Below are 17,586 nucleotides of genomic sequence, written 5' to 3'. Positions count from 1 at the left end.
CGCATCCAACCCGTCCCTTCCTGGTGCACCGCCACTCCCGCGCAACCGCTCTAAACCGACATTTCCCGGCCAAACCCCGACCGGGCACAGCCCTTGCAAAACACACCTTCAGTCGTCCGCATCTGCCAACCATAAAAAACTTTAACGTTCATGGAGATCGCACAATGAAGCGTCGCAGTTTGATCAAGGCTTTCACACTCACGGCATCCATTGCCGCGATGGGCATGACCTGGACTGTGCAGGCCGCCGAGACCATCAAGGTCGGGATTCTGCATTCGTTGTCCGGCACCATGGCGATCTCCGAAACGTCGCTCAAAGACATGGCGCTGATGGCCATCGACGAGATCAACGCCAAGGGCGGCGTCAACGGCAAGATGCTCGAGCCGGTGGTGGTCGACCCGGCTTCGAACTGGCCGCTGTTCGCCGAAAAGGGCCGACAGTTGCTGACGCAGGACAAGGTCGCCGTGGTATTCGGATGCTGGACTTCGGTGTCGCGCAAATCGGTGTTGCCGGTGTTCGAAGAGCTCAACGGTCTGCTGTTCTACCCGGTGCAATACGAGGGCGAAGAGATGTCGCCCAACGTGTTCTACACCGGCGCAGCGCCGAACCAGCAAGCGATCCCGGCAGTTGAATACCTGATGAGCGAAGAAGGCGGCAGCGCCAAGCGCTACTTCCTGCTCGGCACCGACTACGTCTACCCGCGCACCACCAACAAGATCCTGCGCTCGTTCCTGCACTCCAAAGGCGTTGCGGACAAAGACATCGAAGAGGTCTACACCCCGTTCGGCCACAGCGACTATCAAACCATCGTCGCCAACATCAAAAAATTCTCCGCTGGCGGCAAGACTGCGGTGATCTCCACGGTCAATGGCGACTCCAACGTGCCGTTCTACAAAGAGCTGGCCAACCAGGGTCTGAAAGCCACCGATGTACCCGTTGTCGCGTTCTCGGTGGGTGAAGAAGAATTGCGCGGCATCGATACCAAACCATTGGTAGGTAACCTCGCTGCGTGGAATTACTTCGAGTCGGTGGATAACCCCGCGAACAAGAAATTTGTGGCCGACTGGAAAGCCTACGCGAAGAAACACAACTTGCCGGGCGCTGATAAAGCCGTGACCAACGACCCGATGGAAGCCACGTATGTCGGCATTCATATGTGGGCTCAGGCGGCGGAGAAAGCCAAGTCCACCGACGTCGATAAAGTCCGCGAAGCGCTGGCCGGCCAGACCTTCGCCGCGCCATCCGGTTACACGCTGACCATGGACAAGACCAATCACCACCTGCACAAACCGGTGATGATCGGCGAGATTCAGGCCGATGGTCAGTTCAACGTGGTGTGGCAGACCGAGGGGCCGATCCGCGCGCAGCCCTGGAGTCCGTTTATCTCGGGGAATGACAAGAAGCCGGATTATGCGGTGAAGAGTAACTAAAGCCATTGGGTGTCGGGGCTGAGCAAGGAGCTCGGGATCGACACAAATCCTGTGGGAGCTGGCTTGCCAGCGATGCAGGCAACTCGGTGCATCTGATGCACCGAGGTGATGCCATCGCTGGCAAGCCAGCTCCCACAATGTCCGCGTCAAGGCGACTGACTATGCCCACAGTTCTCTACCGTTTTATCTGTGCCATCGCTCTTCTGCTGCCATTGGCCACCCACGCCGGCGACGCCGAAGACTTCGTCGCCGCCAACCCCATGCAGCAGGCCAAACTGCTCGAAGCCTGGGCCGCACAGCCCGAGCCGGCGCGTATCGAACTGATCAACGCCCTGCAACAAGGCGAACTGACCGTCGACGGCCAAGCTAAAACCCTGCGCCTGAACAATCGCCTGCGGGGTCTGATCGACACCGCGCTGGCCAGCCATCAATTGCTCGCCGCCGACGGCAAAATCCGTCTGAGCGCCGCGCAGCAGTTGCAGAAAAGCGCCAAACCGGCGCAGCTGAAATTCCTCGACCAGCAACTGGCTGGTGAAAAAGATCAAAGCGTCCACGCCGCCCTGAGTCTCGCTTTGGCCAATCTACAACTGGTCGACAGCGACCCGGCCGTGCGCCTGGCCGCCGTGCGATTGCTCGGCGAAACCGGCGACCCGCTGGCCCGCACGCGTCTCGAAGGCCTGCTTGAACCCGGCGTCGAAGCCGATGCGGGTGTGCGCACCGCTGCCGAAACCAGCCTTGCCCAAGTCAAACGCAAACTGCTGATCGGCGAAGTGCTTGGCCAAGCGTTCAGCGGCATGTCGCTGGGTTCGATTCTGCTGCTCGCGGCATTGGGATTGGCGATCACGTTCGGTCTGCTCGGCGTGATCAACATGGCCCACGGCGAGATGTTGATGCTCGGCGCCTACTCGACCTACGTGGTGCAACTGATGTTCCAGCGCTACGCGCCGCAGGCCATCGAGTTCTATCCGCTGATCGCGCTGCCGGTAGCGTTTTTTGTCACCGCCGCCATCGGCATGGCGCTGGAGCGCACGGTGATTCGCCACCTGTACGGCCGACCGCTGGAAACCCTGCTCGCGACATGGGGCATCAGCCTGATGCTGATTCAACTGGTGCGTTTGTTGTTCGGTGCGCAGAACGTCGAAGTGGCCAACCCCGAGTGGCTGTCCGGCGGGATTCAGGTACTGCCGAATCTGGTGCTGCCGTACAACCGCATCGTCATCATTGCCTTCGCGCTGTTTGTGGTGGTGCTGACCTGGCTGCTGCTGAACAAGACTCGACTGGGTCTGAACGTGCGCGCCGTCACCCAGAACCGCAACATGGCGGCCTGCTGCGGCGTGCCCACCGGTCGTGTGGACATGCTCGCCTTCGGCCTGGGTTCAGGCATTGCCGGCCTCGGTGGTGTGGCGTTGAGTCAGATCGGCAACGTCGGCCCCGATCTGGGCCAGAGCTACATCATCGATTCGTTTCTGGTGGTGGTGCTCGGCGGCGTCGGCCAACTGGCGGGCAGTGTGCTCGCCGCATTCGGTCTGGGCATCGCCAACAAGATTCTTGAACCGCAGATCGGTGCGGTGCTCGGCAAGATTCTGATCCTCGCGCTGATCATTCTGTTTATCCAGAAACGTCCGCAAGGCCTCTTCGCATTGAAAGGACGGGTGATCGACTGATGAACCAGCCCCTGCTCGTTACGGCCACGCAAAAGGCTGGCCCGAAAATCACCATTGCGGTCGGTGCGCTGATTCTGGCACTGCTGATCGCCCTGCCGTTGCTCTCGCTGTTGCCCGCTGACAATGCGCTGCACATCTCGGCTTACACCCTGACGCTGGTCGGCAAAATCCTCTGCTACGCCATCGTCGCTTTGGCGCTGGATCTGGTCTGGGGTTACGCCGGTCTGCTGTCGCTGGGCCACGGTCTGTTCTTCGCGCTCGGTGGTTATGCGATGGGCATGTACCTGATGCGTCAGGCGGCCGGTGATGGTTTGCCAGCGTTCATGACCTTCCTGTCGTGGACGGAATTGCCGTGGTACTGGAGCGGCACCGGCAACTTCTTCTGGGCGATGTGTCTGGTGGTGTTGGCGCCGGGTTTGCTGGCGCTGGTGTTCGGTTTTTTCGCCTTCCGCTCGCGGATCAAGGGCGTGTATTTCTCGATCATGACTCAGGCATTGACCTTCGCCGGGATGCTGCTGTTCTTCCGCAACGAGACCGGATTTGGCGGCAATAACGGCTTCACCAATTTCCGCACGATTCTCGGTTTCGGCATCACCGAACCGGGCACCCGCGCGGTGCTGTTTCTGGCGACCGTGCTGTTGCTGGTGGCGAGCCTGTTTATCGGCTGGCGCCTGGCGCGCAGCAAGTTCGGTCGAGTGCTGACGGCGTTGCGCGATGCGGAAAACCGTCTGATGTTCTGCGGCTACGATCCGCGTGGTTTCAAGCTGTTTGTCTGGGTTTTGAGCGCGGTGTTGTGTGGTCTGGCAGGCGCGCTGTATGTGCCGCAAGTCGGGATCATCAACCCCAGCGAAATGTCGCCGACCAACTCGATTGAAGCGGCGGTTTGGGTGGCGCTCGGCGGTCGCGGCACCCTGATCGGGCCGTTGCTCGGCGCGGGCGTGGTCAACGGCATGAAGAGCTGGTTCACCGTGGCATTCCCCGAATACTGGCTGTTCTTCCTTGGCGCGCTGTTCATCATCGTGACCCTGTACCTGCCCAAAGGCGTGATCGGTCTGCTGAAGAAACGAGGTGAATCATGAGAGTCACGGCCAGTGCTGAATTCATGCTCGAACCGGCGTTCTTCCCGGTCGAACCGAACAAGGACGCCGGCACCAGCCGCGATTCGATCGGCTTCGGCCAGCGCGTCGAACCCGGCCTGGATACCCGTCACGGCACGATCCTGACCCTGGAAGACATCAGCGTCAGCTTCGATGGCTTCCGCGCGCTGAACAATCTGAATCTGTACATCGGCGTCGGCGAATTGCGCTGCATCATCGGCCCCAACGGCGCGGGCAAAACCACGCTGATGGACGTGATCACCGGCAAGACTCGCCCGAGTCATGGCAAAGCGTGGTTCGGCGAAACGCTGAATCTGACGCAGATGAGCGAAGTGCAAATTGCTCAAGCCGGGATTGGTCGCAAGTTCCAGAAACCCACAGTGTTTGAAGCGTTGAGCGTGTTTGAAAATCTCGAACTGGCGCAGAAAACCGACAAGTCAGTGTGGGCCAGTTTGCGTGCACGATTGAGCGGCGAGCAGAAAGACCGGATCAGTCAAGTGCTGGAGACCATTCGCCTGACCACCTCGGTCAACCGCCCGGCGGGGCTGCTGTCCCACGGGCAAAAGCAGTTTCTGGAAATCGGCATGTTGCTGATGCAAGACCCGCAACTGTTGCTGCTCGACGAACCCGTAGCGGGCATGACCGACGCCGAAACCGAGTTCACGGCCGAGCTGTTCAAGTCGCTGGCCGGCAAGCATTCGCTGATGGTGGTGGAACACGACATGGGCTTCGTCGGCTCGATTGCCGACCACGTCACGGTGTTGCATCAGGGCAGTGTGTTGGCCGAGGGATCGCTGGAGCAGGTGCAGGAAAACGAGCGCGTGATCGAGGTCTATCTCGGCCGCTGAGATTTGCCAATACAAACCCTGTGGGAGCTGCGGTGCGACGATTCGACTTGCCAGCGATGAGGCCGGCACATCCAACATTGATGCCGACTGATCCACCGCTATCGCTGGCAAGCCAGCTCCCACAGGGGTTTGTGTGGAACATAAGGAATGCATACATGCTGCAAGTCGACAAGCTGCACCAGTATTACGGCGGTAGCCACATCCTGCGTGGCCTGAGTTTTGAGGTGAAGGTCGGCGAAGTCACCTGCCTGCTCGGACGCAACGGTGTGGGTAAAACCACCTTGCTCAAGTGCCTGATGGGTTTGCTGCCGGCCAAGGAAGGCGCGGTGAACTGGGAAGGCAAACCGATCACCACGTTCAAACCGCATCAACGCGTGCACGCCGGAATCGCTTACGTGCCGCAGGGTCGGGAGATTTTTGGCCGGCTGACCGTGGAAGAAAATCTGCTGATGGGCCTGTCGCGCTTTCCTGGCAGCGAAGCCAAAGAAGTTCCGGCGTTCATCTATGAATTGTTCCCGGTGTTGCTGCAAATGAAACAGCGACGCGGCGGTGATTTGTCTGGCGGTCAGCAACAGCAACTCGCGATTGGCCGAGCGTTGGCCAGCCGTCCGCGCCTGCTGATCCTCGACGAACCCACCGAAGGCATTCAGCCGTCGGTGATCAAGGAAATCGGCGCGGTGATCAAGAAACTCGCGGCGCGCGGCGACATGGCGATTTTGCTGGTGGAGCAGTTCTACGATTTCGCCGCTGAGCTGGCCGATCAATACCTGGTGATGTCCCGGGGCGAGATCGTGCAGCAGGGACGCGGAGAAAATATGGAGGCTGAAGGTGTACGGGGATTGGTAACGATCTAGTCTGTAGCGTCCTGACGATAATCAGAAAATATGAATTTACCCATTCCCACTGCCCTGTTTACCCCGAGCTGGCACGCTGAGCTGGAACTGGCCTATGCGCGCTTCGGCGATTGCACGCGGCCGGTTCAGCGTCGGCATTTCGGCCCGCTGCGCGTGCAAAAACATCTGTACGCCGAAGGGCCGGAGGTTTGCCAACACATCATCATCCACCCGCCCGGCGGAATTGCTGGCGGTGACCGGCTCGAGATCAGCGCCCGCGTCGAACACAACGCCTGGGCACAGATCACCAGCCCCGGCGCTGCCAAGTGGTATCGCGCGGCGGGCCCCGCTTATCAGAAGCTCGACTTGCACGTGGCTGCCGGCGCGACTCTGGAATGGCTGCCGCAGGAAACCATCGTCTACAGCGCGGCGCAGGCTGAGCTCACGACTTCGATTGAGCTGGAAGGCGATGCACGGCTGCTCTATTGGGACGTGGTGGCGCTGGGGCGTCCGGCCAGTGGCGAGCGTTTTGATCTGGGGCATTTTCAGGCGCATCTGGATATTCGCCGCGATGGGCGATTGCTCTGGCATGAACGTCAGCGCATTGTCGGGGATGACGGGTTGCTCGACTCGCCAATCGGACTGGATGGGCAACCGGTGTTTGCCACGTTGCTGGTGACGGGGGAGATTGATGCCGAGTTGCTGGAGCGCTGTCGTTCGCTGGGGCATCAGGTGCGCGGAGATTTGACGCAGTTGCCGGGTTTGCTGGTCGCCCGCTGCCTGGCCAGTGAAGCGTTGCTGGCCAGAGCGTGGCTGATCGAGTTATGGCGACTGCTCAGGCCGGCATTGCTCGGCCGCGAAGCCATGCCACCCAGAATCTGGAATACCTGATCTTCTTTAACTGCCGACTATGGATTTCAAACGATGGACCTGACCCCACGCGAAAAAGACAAGCTGCTGATCTTCACCGCCGGCCTCGTTGCCGAACGCCGGCTGGCGCGCGGCGTGAAGCTGAATTACCCGGAAGCCATGGCCTACATCTCCGCCGCGCTGCTCGAAGGCGCGCGTGATGGTCGCACCGTGGCCGAGTTGATGCATTTCGGCACCACCCTGCTCAGCCGTGAACAAGTGATGGAAGGCATCCCGGAAATGATCCCGGAGATCCAGGTCGAAGCGACGTTCCCCGACGGCACCAAACTGGTCACCGTTCACCAACCGATCGTCTGAGGCGGCGCCATGACTTACACCATCCGCGATGCTGTACATGCCGATCTGCCGGCGATCCGTGACATCTACAACGACGCCGTGCTCAACACCACGGCGATCTGGAACGAACAAGCGGTCGACCTCGGCAACCGTCAGGCGTGGTTCAGCGCACGTCAGGCTCAGGCCTATCCGATCCTGGTGATCGTCGACGCCAACAACACCACCCTCGGCTACGCTTCGTTCGGTGACTGGCGGCCGTTCGACGGTTTCCGCCACACCGTCGAGCACTCGGTCTATGTGCGCAGCGACCAACGTGGCAACGGCCTCGGCCCGCAGTTGATGACCGCGCTGATCGAGCGCGCGAAAAGCTGCGACAAACACGTGATGGTCGCCGCCATCGAAAGTGGCAACGCGGCCTCGATTCGGCTGCATGAGCGTGCCGGTTTCAGCATCACCGGGCAGATGCCGCAGGTCGGCACCAAGTTCGGCCGCTGGCTCGATCTGACGTTCATGCAACTGACCCTCAATCCTGGCGCGGAGCCGCCATCTGCCAACAAGGAATGACATCGATGAACGCCGCCCAACTGCGCCGCGTCAATGCTGAGAGTTTTGCCCACTATCGTCAGGGTCTGATCGACTTGCTGCTGGATGCCGTGGGTTATGGCGCCAGTGTCGGTTTCATGGCCGACCTCGATGCCGTTCAGGCCCGCGCGTATTTCGATGACGTTCAGGACCATCTGAACAAAGGCAATGTATTGCTGTGGGTAGTGGTCAAGGACGAAGTGGTGCAGGCCAGCGTGCAGTTGACCTTGTGCCAGAAGGCCAACGGCCTGAACCGTGCCGAGGTGCAGAAACTGCTGGTGCGCGAACACGCTCGTCGTCGCGGTCTCGGTCAGCAGTTGATGCAGGCACTGGAGCTTGAAGCGTCCAAGTGCAAGCGCGGCATGCTCTACCTCGACACCGAAGCCGGCTCGCCTGCCGAAGATTTCTACAAGGCGCTGGGCTATACGCGCGCCGGTGAAATCCCCGATTACGCTTGCGATCCGCACGGCAATTACCGCGCGACCGCGCTGTATTACAAAGTCCTGCAAGGAGCCCATTGATGATTCCCGGCGAATACCAGATCCAGCCCGGCGACATCGAACTCAACGTCGGCCGTCGCACGGTCAGTCTGAAAGTGGCGAACAGCGGCGACCGGCCGATTCAGGTCGGCTCGCATTACCATTTTTTTGAAACCAATGACGCGCTGACCTTTGATCGCGCGGCCAGCCGGGGTATGCGTCTGAACATTCCGGCGGGCACGGCGGTGCGCTTTGAGCCGGGGCAAAGTCGCGAGGTGGAACTGGTGGATTACGCGGGGCAGCGGCGGGTGTTCGGGTTTGCCGGACGGGTTATGGGTGACCTGTAAGTCCGTGTGTACCGCAGCCCCTCACCCCAGCCCTCCCGAAACGTCGGACCGCCCGAGGGAGAGGGAGCTGATTACCGATAGCCGCCACACCGCGATCAGTCCCCTCTCCCTTTGGGAGAGGGCTAGGGTGAGGGTCGCAGGCTCACCGCTATTTTCCTGAAGGACGCTAGATGAAGATTTCCAGACAAGCCTACGCCGATATGTTCGGCCCTACCGTCGGCGACAAAGTGCGTCTGGCGGACACCGAGCTTTGGATCGAAGTCGAAAAAGACTTCACCACCTACGGCGAAGAAGTGAAGTTCGGCGGCGGTAAAGTCATCCGCGACGGCCAGGGCCAGAGCCAGTTACTGGCCGCCGAAGTGGTCGACACGGTGATCACCAACGCGTTGATCATCGACCACTGGGGCATCGTCAAGGCTGACGTCGGCCTCAAGGATGGGCGCATCGCCGCGATCGGCAAGGCCGGCAACCCCGACGTACAGCCCAACGTCAGCATCGCCATTGGCGCCAGTACCGAAGTCATCGCCGGCGAAGGCATGATCCTCACTGCGGGCGGTATCGACACGCATATCCATTTCATCTGCCCACAGCAGATCGAAGAAGCGCTGATGAGCGGCGTCACCACCATGATCGGCGGCGGCACCGGGCCTGCCACGGGCACCAACGCCACCACCTGCACCTCCGGGCCGTGGCATCTGGCGCGCATGCTGCAGGCGGCCGACGCATTTCCGATGAACATCGGCCTGACCGGCAAGGGCAACGCCAGCCTGCCCGAGCCGTTGATCGAGCAGGTCAAGGCCGGCGCCATCGGCCTCAAGTTGCACGAAGACTGGGGCACCACCCCGGCGAGCATCGACAACTGCCTCAACGTTGCCGATCAGTACGACGTACAAGTGGCGATCCACACCGACACGCTCAACGAATCGGGCTTCGTCGAAACCACCCTCGGCGCATTCAAGGGTCGCACCATCCACACCTATCACACCGAAGGTGCCGGTGGCGGGCATGCGCCGGACATCATCAAGGCCTGCGGTTTCGCCAACGTGCTGCCGAGTTCGACCAACCCGACCCGGCCGTTCACCCGCAACACCATCGACGAACACCTCGACATGCTGATGGTCTGCCACCACCTCGACCCGAGCATTGCCGAAGACGTGGCGTTCGCCGAAAGCCGCATCCGCCGCGAAACGATTGCCGCCGAAGACATCCTGCATGACCTCGGCGCGTTCTCGATGATCAGTTCCGATAGCCAGGCCATGGGCCGCGTTGGCGAAGTCATCACGCGCACCTGGCAGACCGCCGACAAGATGAAAAAACAGCGTGGCCCGCTGCCGCTGGACGGTGAAGGCAACGACAATTTCCGCGCCAAGCGCTACATCGCCAAGTACACGATCAACCCGGCAATCACCCACGGCATCAGCCATGAAGTGGGTTCGATCGAAGTCGGCAAATGGGCGGATCTGGTGCTGTGGCGGCCGGCGTTTTTCGGTGTGAAACCGACGCTGATTCTAAAGGGCGGCGCCATCGCCGCGAGCCTGATGGGAGATGCCAACGCTTCGATTCCAACTCCGCAGCCCGTGCACTACCGGCCGATGTTCGCTAGCTACGGCGGCTCGTTGCACGCCACCAGCCTGACCTTCATCAGCCAGGCGGCGCAGGAGGCAGGGCTGCCCCAGGCGTTGGGTCTGAAAAAGAAAATCGCTGTGGTCAAAGGTTGCCGCGAGGTGCAGAAAACCGATCTGATCCACAACGATTACCTGCCGCACATCGACGTCGACCCACAGACCTATCAGGTCAAGGCCGACGGCGTATTGCTCTGGTGTGAACCGGCGGACACCCTGCCGATGGCGCAGCGCTATTTTCTGTTCTGACGCGAGCTGGAAGCAGACCCCGGCTGCCGATTCCATCGACTTCCAGGGTCTGAAAGCATCTGTTTGCCTGCGGCTTCAGCCGGTCAGATCGCGTGACGTACCGGGGCGGTTGTCATCGCGTTCGACCGACATTGGCTCGCCCGTTTCCCGCCGGGACAGCTCGATCAGTTTCAGATTGCGCTCGGTGGTGCGTTCAATCTCGAGCACTTGCACGGCTTGTTGATAAGCGCTGCTGGTGAGGTCTTCGTGTTCATCCTCAAGGTGCGCCAGTTTTTCATCGGCGCGCTGTTTCAGCGGACTCAGTTCGGTGGGGTATTTCTCCTCGATGTATTGCACCCAATAGTCACGGGTAATGAGTTCTTCATAAAACTTCTGACTTCTTTCCGCTTTTTCCACCGCCTCCCGGGCGGTGTCCAGCGCCCTGCCGCTGATGGGTTTGCCAAATCGCATGTGACTCGGTTGCCCCGGCAATTGCAGCCCGTCCCGCCATCCGCTGGTCAGGCCGATTCGATATTCCAGGCGTACCTCCGCGGGGTCACCGCCACGCACTCTGGCCAGGGCTTCGACCTCGCCCAGGCGGAACAATTGTCGTGACAAGTCGAGCAAGGCGCGGCCCTTGGACGCCAGACCTGGCTGAATATTTTGCAAGGTGTTGTGCTCGAACACCTTGACCTCCATTTCACTGAAAGCCAGCGTTCGACCATCGACGCAGGTGGTGTGCGTGGCGGCCATGGGAAACAGCTCATCGCGAAGTGCCTGACTGCCATCGGCAGCCGCCATCACTTCCCACACCCGACGTGTCAGGTCAGCGCGAAAAATGCGGAATTCTTCGGTGTCCGGCATCACCGACAACAGATGGAAGAACGCGGCGTTGCCCGGTTCAGCCGCCACTCGCTGCCACATCGCCCGATAACGATCGGCGTCTTCCTGAGGGATGTTTTCGATCCACGGCGTCACCTGCTGGTCGAGGACACTTTCCTCAAGAATCGGCACCTGTTCATCCGGCTCAACATCACTGTCCGGGGTTTCCTCGTCGCTTTCCGTGGTGCTGTCCATGTCATCGATCATCCGGTCGATATCGGCGTAGGTCAGCCCCAGAACGTCGTTGCGCCCGTGCGTACCCGAATACTCACGCAGGCGCAAAAGGCTTTGCTGTGACAGTTCATAGTTTTCCGACAGATTGGTACCCGCGAGCAATGCGTCATGGCTACCGTCATAGATCGCCGGGGGAATCGCCACTACTTCGTTGTTGCTCAGATCTATCGCCTGTAAATGCGCAGATTGCAGCGCACCCTCGGGCCAGTCCGTCATCAAGTTGTCCCGCAGATCGAGGCGCTCCAGACGCTGCAGGCGCGTGACGCTGAACGTACGCAAGCTGTTATGGCTCAGATCCAGCCACTGCAACTGCGCAAGCCCGCTCAGCGACTGATTCAGCGCCTGGGGGTCGACGAGGCCGGTGAAGGACAGCTCCAGACGCTGCAGTTGGTGCATCTGGCTCACGGGTTCGGGCAGCGCGCGCAAATCATTGGCATTGAGATTCAACCGGCGTATCTGACTGAACGCCCGCAGGAAGCCGTTGGAGCCGTCGGAGGAGATCCGCGTGCCGGCCAGGTTCAGACTGTTCACCCGGGGAAATACCGCGGGCAGCTCAGGAAAATTGCCCACTTGCAGGCCATCGAAATTCAGTTCGCGGTCGGCAAAGCCATTCCAGTCAAGCAAACCGTCGTACCAGCATTGCATCACCCGGCGTGCGGCGAGCTCACGGGTTTGTGAGGACACGGTCCAGTTAGAACCGTGGCTTTCGTGGATGAACAGCCAATCGTTCAAGCGCCGCGTCAGCGATTCGAATGTCCGGGTCCACTCATCAATCCGGCCGCTGATCTGTACCTCGCTCAAGCCCTCAAGCTGCATGCGCTCGATCGCCAGCCGGGCGTGCTCCTCCTGGTAATTCGGGCGCAAGCGCTGCAAGCGTCTGGCCAACCAGCTGACACCTTCGCCCGCAGGTACCGATGGCGGCAGGGGCAGCAGACGTCGCGCGATCACCGAGCCGCTTTCCTTGGGCGGCGTGCGATGCCGCGGTTCCTCCAGGGCGAAGCGTTGCAGCGTCCCCGCAGACAAGCCCCTGGTCTGCTCAATGCGCTGCCGCGCAGCAGCCACGCCAGCCTCGCCCTGCGGCGTCAGCGGCGTGCCGTTCAGATTGGTGTCGAGCAACAGCTCATCGCGGGCCAGAACCGCCTCCGGCACAGAAGTGAGTTGGCTGTCGCCCAGATCAAGCCAGGTCAGCTGCGGCAGATCCTCGGCCCCGGTCGGCCATTGGCGGATTGCCGTGGCGCTCAGATCGAGAGCCTTGAGCCGATTCATTCCACGAACATCGACACTGGTGATGGGGTTGTTGTGCAGGTTCAGGTATTCCAGCGCCGGCAAGTCATCCGCTGCCAGCGGCAATTCGGACAAACGACAGTGACTCAGGTCCAGCGTGTCGATCTGTGTAAACGTGCGAATGAAATCACGCAGCTGTGCAACCGGAGCCTCGAGGCCGGCCAGGCGCAAGATTCTGACGTGGGCAAAAGCGTCCGACGGCAACGGTGGCAAGTTGTCCATCGGTGAGCCGAGAATATCCAGTACCGAGGCATCGCCTGACATGCCGATGTACAGATCGAAAAACGAATTCTCGGTTTTTGAGCCATAGCGCTGGAACAACCCGTTGCGCCAACTGGTCTTGAGCGCGTCGGCCACCGCCGCTCGGGCATGGCCACCGTTGCGCACGGTCGGCTCGGGGCCGACCCATTGTTCAAGCGCGTTGATCTCGCCGAACTGAGCGCTCAAGGCCTCAATCGCCTGAAACCTGGCATCGGCGCCCGGCCATTGCTGGGAGAATTTCAGCGACAGCACGTCAAACAGACTGGATTCCATGCCGACAAAGCGCTTGAGTTCACCACGGCAGTAGTCTCTGACCATCTCTTCGAGGTCGATCAGATGCTGCGGCTGCACTTTGATGAATTCGTAGATCGGCTTGAAGGTCCTGCGGCTGAATTTCGACCAGTCCAGCGACAGTCCGCTCAGCAGTCGCTCGTGCGCTTCATAAAGTTCCACCGGCAGGGTCTTGATCGACGTCCGACGCAGGTTCAAGCGCTCCAGCCGCGGCAGATCAAGCACCCCGAGTGGCCACTCGCCCATCTGCGGGCTGTCGATTTCCAACCTGCGCAGTTGACGCATTCCGCTGACATTCAGCACTGTCGGCACTACGGGGTTGGCGCCACTGGACGTGCAGTGCAGCTCCAGATCCTCGAGTCGGGTCAACTCGCGAATCCTCGAAGCCACCTGATCATTGATCGGTGTGCGCAACTTCAAGCGCGTCAGGTGGCGCATGGTTTTCACGCGTGCGAACACCGCGCCGAAGGTTTGCCCAGGGGCGAGCACGTCGAGTTGTTCCAGATTGGGAAACGCAGTCAGCGTGTCGGCGGCCGACGGTGCGCGCAGCGTCAGCTCGCGCACGTGAGCGAAGTCCGCCGTCAGCCTCGGCAACGCGGCCTGACTGGTCAATGTCAGCTGCGCCGCATGTGGCTCGTGCGCCGCCAGCGGCGAGTTGCGCCAACTGTTCCTGATGTTTTGCGCAACCCTGCGGAACTCGTCCTCGGCAATCTGCAGACGCATATCCTGGCTCGCCAGCCATTGGTTCAGCGCGGTCTCAAGCTCTGTCCACTCGCGCAGGCGCAGGTTGAGCAGATGGAAAATCTGTTGGTCGTTCTTGCCCGTGCGCCACTGTTCGAGAATGAAGCGCCTGGCCTGTGCGTCGTCCAGTGGGTAGACATCCTGGACCCTGCTGGTCAACGCCGGATCAACCCCCTCCCCGCGACCACTGGCCGGATAACCGCGCAGTGTGGCGCTGATGCGTCGGGGTGGGTTGAACCACGGTTTCGGCCCGGCTGCTGCCTGTAGTATCTGCGTCGACTGACGGCGGTGACTGAGCGCATGATCAATGATTGCTCGCCGCAGATCGGCGCTCTGATTAACTCGAGGAACGCCAAGCGCCTGACGCGTTTCATCGGGCAGCGCATGCATCAGCGAGCTGTAAAAGTTATCACCGTATCCCGGCACGCTGTTGAGTGCTTCGGCCCGCGAATTGAAGGCCTGATAAGACGTGCCGTTCTTGACCAGATACTTGCGAGTCAGCGCGGCATCGTTACCAATGCCATCGATCAGCGCACCGTTGATGCTGCCTGCGCGAATCTCCAGGCGTATGTCGCTCGACCAGCCAGCAAGTCGCTCCAGCGTATGCAGTGCCAGTCGCGCTGTATCCGTCGAGGCCATGGTCTCGCTGTACAGTCCGCTGATGGCTCGCATCATCCGCCCTTCTTGCGCATACCAACGACTCAATTCCTGCAAATGCAGCGGCACCCGCGCCGAGGTGTCCAGCCGCGCAAGCTCGTCGCTATCGGCTTGACGCAGCACGGTTTTCGCAGCCTGCTCAGTGAGCCCGGGGCAGACCCGTTGCAGTTTCGCCACGCGCGGCTCGACGGTGTGCGAACGCTTCGAAAGACTGTCGAACAGCGCGGGCCGTCGGGTCTGCAGGAGATCGGCGATCTGCCTGGCAAATTCCGGCGCCCTGGCGGCAGGCACTCGCGCCGGCTCGCCACCGAGCAGCCCGACAATTTCCGCCTCATCAAGCGTCGCGAGCATGCGCGTGGGCAATTCACCGCGCAAGACATCGGCGCGACTGATGCGGATCGGCGCCTTCGTCGTTGATTCGCTGCCGTAACGGGTGAATGAGCCCGTCAGATCGGTATTCTCGTAAACCTGCAAGACCCGCCCCGATGGCCAGCGGGGCATCTCGGGGAGCAGCGCCAGGATGTGCAAATAGTGCTCGTCGATGGGGCTGCGACCCAGTACCTGCTCGATCACCTCGCCAACGTCTCTGTCGACTTCAAACAGGCGCATGGCGTCTACAAGTTCCGGCGGTGGCAGTGCCTGATCCAGATGCATCTTGCGCAAGGCGTTGTCACTGACGCCGCTGACATCGGCAATCGCCAACAAGTGCGCGTCGCTGAAGCGCTCGGTGATATGGCCGGTGCGCCGTAGCAGCGTCAATCGATCCCAGCGCTGCGGGCGTTCCAGGGTATGCCGCCAGGCACCGGCGCCGTTGTGCGTCAGAATCGGCTGATAGGCGTGGGGATCGTTCGGGTACCTGATGCGCCATTTTTGCAGCGTCTGGTCGTATGTTTGTTCGTAAGGCCGGCCGTCCAGCCGAATGTAATTCTTTGAACCTGTTTCGTACTGCCCGAGCGCGTTGGGCGTCATGCTCTGGTCCAGCGCGACTGGACTTTCGTATCCGCGCAGGTCGGGTTTCCATAATCGCGCCGTTGCATCAGGCAATTCGACCTGATCCAGACCTTCGATGACCGGCACGGATTTCGCCACCGTCAGTCGGGCAAAACCTTTGCCGGCGCCAGCCATCACCGCCAGCAGCGCGAGGTTTTGCGCGACATCCACCAGATGCGCGGTGGCGGCCCGCCGATCGCCTTCACTCCACTCGATGGCACCTTCGAAGGTTTCCTCCAGCAGCTGGCCGGCCATCACCACCATCATGACTTCGCCCAGCACCGGCACGAACATCGAGACCCCGGTCAGCACCAACATGCCAATGTTCAACAGCGCGGCGAGTTTTTGTGAGCGTACTTTGGCATCGACGTCCGCCGTCGGCACCGCGTGGCTGCGGGCATCCGCTATCAGTCGGTCGCGATGCTGCCCGAACAGGTAATCCCAAAGATCAATATTGTCCGCCCAGATGCCGTGGCCTTTGCGCGAAAGATCAGTCGGTGCGAGATACGGGTCAGTGTTCGGCACCTGCTTGATGGCCGGCGCTGAAGGCAGTTGCCTGATCCCGGTGAACACCAGATTGAGTGGATTCAGCGCCTTGATGAACTCGTTGAGCAACGGTTCGTAGGGCGCCAGTCGCTCACCGAACGAGCGATCCGGCGTGTCTTCGGTGAACTGACTGAAGTAGCGTGGCCGGTCGGCATACGCGACAAACTGGCTGAAAAACCGCTGGTAGGCATTCGGTTCGGCCGCATCGGCCTGCGTGCTGTCGCGGGCAGTGAAGCGGCGCTTGAACATGGCCGCGATTTCCTGACCTCTGTAGCGCTTGAGCGGATGCTCCGGGTCGCCGGGAATATAGAGAATCGCGTCGTCGCTGTAGCGGTACTTCTCGCAGATCGTGAACAACACACACCCGACCATGCGTCGCCCCATCAGGCCCAGATCACGAAACCAGATTTGCCGGTTGCCTTGGCGCGGGTGCAATTCACCGGCGAGGATCGACAGTATCGACGCATAGTCCTCACGCCCGATGTCGCCTTTCAACACGGCGATCTCGGCCGCAGCGCGCAGGGCAGTTTTATGCGCAGCGGTGAATTTTTCGCGCAGCGCCTGATCGGCGACGCCATCTGCGGGGTGCAGATAGCGCTTGAGGTAATCCTGATACTTCGTCCCGATGTCCAACGAGCGACACAGGCTGGTGAACTGTTCGACCGTCAATTGCGTACTCAACGGTGCGAACGTGCCGGGGGTCGAGGTTTCAACGTGAAAGCCCGAGGATTCATGGAACGCGCCGTCGATGCATTCGACAAGTTCGAAGTTGTGCAGCGCCGCTTGCAGCAACGGCAGTTTCAACACTTCGAAGTGATCGATGTCGATGGCGAATATCCCCATCTCTACTGGCTTGTTGAGCTGCAACCAGGTCTTGTGGATATCCAGTTGCACGTTGAAGCGGTCCTTCAGCGCCGCGATCAGCAGGGGCGCGGCGAAAGTGTCGATGTCTTGCAACGTCACCATGGCCCGGTCGAGCCGGGTCTGGGCGCCGAGGCTTGCGGCAAGGCTGTCGTGCAATGCCTTGCGCTGCGCTCGGGAGGCGTTTGTGTACCAATCGGGGGGTGTCGGATCAGTATTTTTCAGGTCGATGCGACGCTGCGCGGGCGCGTCAACCAGCCAGTCGGGGCTGGCATCCTGCAGAAACGCGCCGTGCAGACTGCGGGTCACGGTGGCGGGGATTTCGGGCATGGTCTCTCTCCTTGAAATGGAGCGAAAGCAGACCATGCAGGTCCCGTGAGCTTGCGGTACATATGTATCGACGCGGGCTGGTGTGTCAGCGGACATTTCCGGCCCGTGGACGCTACATTCCCCGCACAAAGGGACTACTATTCGCCACGCCCCGCCAAAAAGTTCAGGAACCC

The 17,586-nt window shown here is 60.8% G+C and carries 12 protein-coding genes; 11 read left to right on the top strand and 1 reads right to left on the bottom strand.

Annotated features, from left to right (window positions below; all coding sequences use genetic code 11):
• Positions 1-164 precede the first annotated feature (164 nt).
• The 11 genes from urtA to ureC all read left to right on the top strand — a co-directional run bounded on the left by urtA (position 165) and on the right by ureC (position 10,357).
• Positions 165-1,430: an urea ABC transporter substrate-binding protein gene (urtA, locus tag ACP7EE_RS02645; protein WP_426233281.1), complete on the top strand. Its 1,266-nt coding sequence runs from the start codon at positions 165-167 to the stop codon at positions 1,428-1,430.
• Between the two features lie 161 nt (positions 1,431-1,591).
• Positions 1,592-3,094: an urea ABC transporter permease subunit UrtB gene (gene urtB / locus ACP7EE_RS02640; RefSeq protein ID WP_426233279.1), complete on the top strand. Its 1,503-nt coding sequence runs from the start codon at positions 1,592-1,594 to the stop codon at positions 3,092-3,094.
• Complete coding sequence (urtC, locus tag ACP7EE_RS02635) at positions 3,094-4,173, top strand: urea ABC transporter permease subunit UrtC (RefSeq protein WP_420647070.1); 1,080 nt, start codon at positions 3,094-3,096, stop codon at positions 4,171-4,173. The genes urtB and urtC overlap by 1 nt, the downstream gene beginning before the upstream one ends.
• A complete protein-coding gene (urtD, locus tag ACP7EE_RS02630; protein WP_426233277.1) occupies positions 4,170-5,039 on the top strand; it encodes an urea ABC transporter ATP-binding protein UrtD in 870 nt (289 codons plus the stop codon). Before urtC ends, urtD begins: the two co-directional genes overlap by 4 nt.
• A 155-nt stretch (positions 5,040-5,194) precedes the next feature.
• Positions 5,195-5,893 carry an urea ABC transporter ATP-binding subunit UrtE gene (gene urtE / locus ACP7EE_RS02625; RefSeq protein ID WP_420647068.1) on the top strand — a complete coding sequence of 233 codons (699 nt, stop codon included), beginning with the start codon at positions 5,195-5,197 and terminating at the stop codon, positions 5,891-5,893.
• Positions 5,894-5,923: 30 nt separating this feature from the next.
• Entirely contained in the window at positions 5,924-6,763 is an 840-nt protein-coding gene (locus ACP7EE_RS02620; RefSeq protein ID WP_426233275.1) for an urease accessory protein UreD, read from the top strand.
• A 33-nt stretch (positions 6,764-6,796) separates the two neighbouring features.
• Positions 6,797-7,099: an urease subunit gamma gene (gene ureA, locus ACP7EE_RS02615; protein WP_008085431.1), complete on the top strand. Its 303-nt coding sequence runs from the start codon at positions 6,797-6,799 to the stop codon at positions 7,097-7,099.
• A gap of 9 nt (positions 7,100-7,108) precedes the next feature.
• Positions 7,109-7,642 carry a GNAT family N-acetyltransferase gene (locus ACP7EE_RS02610; protein WP_426206097.1) on the top strand — a complete coding sequence of 178 codons (534 nt, stop codon included), beginning with the start codon at positions 7,109-7,111 and terminating at the stop codon, positions 7,640-7,642.
• 5 nt (positions 7,643-7,647) lie between these two features.
• Positions 7,648-8,181: a GNAT family N-acetyltransferase gene (locus tag ACP7EE_RS02605; RefSeq protein WP_420647065.1), complete on the top strand. Its 534-nt coding sequence runs from the start codon at positions 7,648-7,650 to the stop codon at positions 8,179-8,181.
• Entirely contained in the window at positions 8,181-8,486 is a 306-nt protein-coding gene (locus ACP7EE_RS02600) for an urease subunit beta (RefSeq protein ID WP_277760404.1), read from the top strand. Before ACP7EE_RS02605 ends, ACP7EE_RS02600 begins: the two co-directional genes overlap by 1 nt.
• A gap of 170 nt (positions 8,487-8,656) precedes the next feature.
• Positions 8,657-10,357: an urease subunit alpha gene (gene ureC / locus ACP7EE_RS02595; protein ID WP_426206099.1), complete on the top strand. Its 1,701-nt coding sequence runs from the start codon at positions 8,657-8,659 to the stop codon at positions 10,355-10,357.
• A 75-nt stretch (positions 10,358-10,432) separates the two neighbouring features.
• On the opposite strand, the gene ACP7EE_RS02590 is transcribed toward ureC, so the two are convergent.
• The gene (locus tag ACP7EE_RS02590; RefSeq protein WP_426233272.1) at positions 10,433-17,413 is read right to left on the bottom strand and encodes an NEL-type E3 ubiquitin ligase domain-containing protein; all 6,981 of its coding nucleotides are present in this window, start codon (positions 17,411-17,413) and stop codon (positions 10,433-10,435) included.
• Between the last annotated feature and the right edge of the window lie 173 nt (positions 17,414-17,586).

Source organism: Pseudomonas sp. TWP3-2, assembly GCF_049897765.1.
Classification (GTDB): Bacteria; Pseudomonadota; Gammaproteobacteria; order Pseudomonadales; family Pseudomonadaceae; genus Aquipseudomonas.
This window is presented reverse-complemented; position numbering and strand designations above follow the sequence as displayed.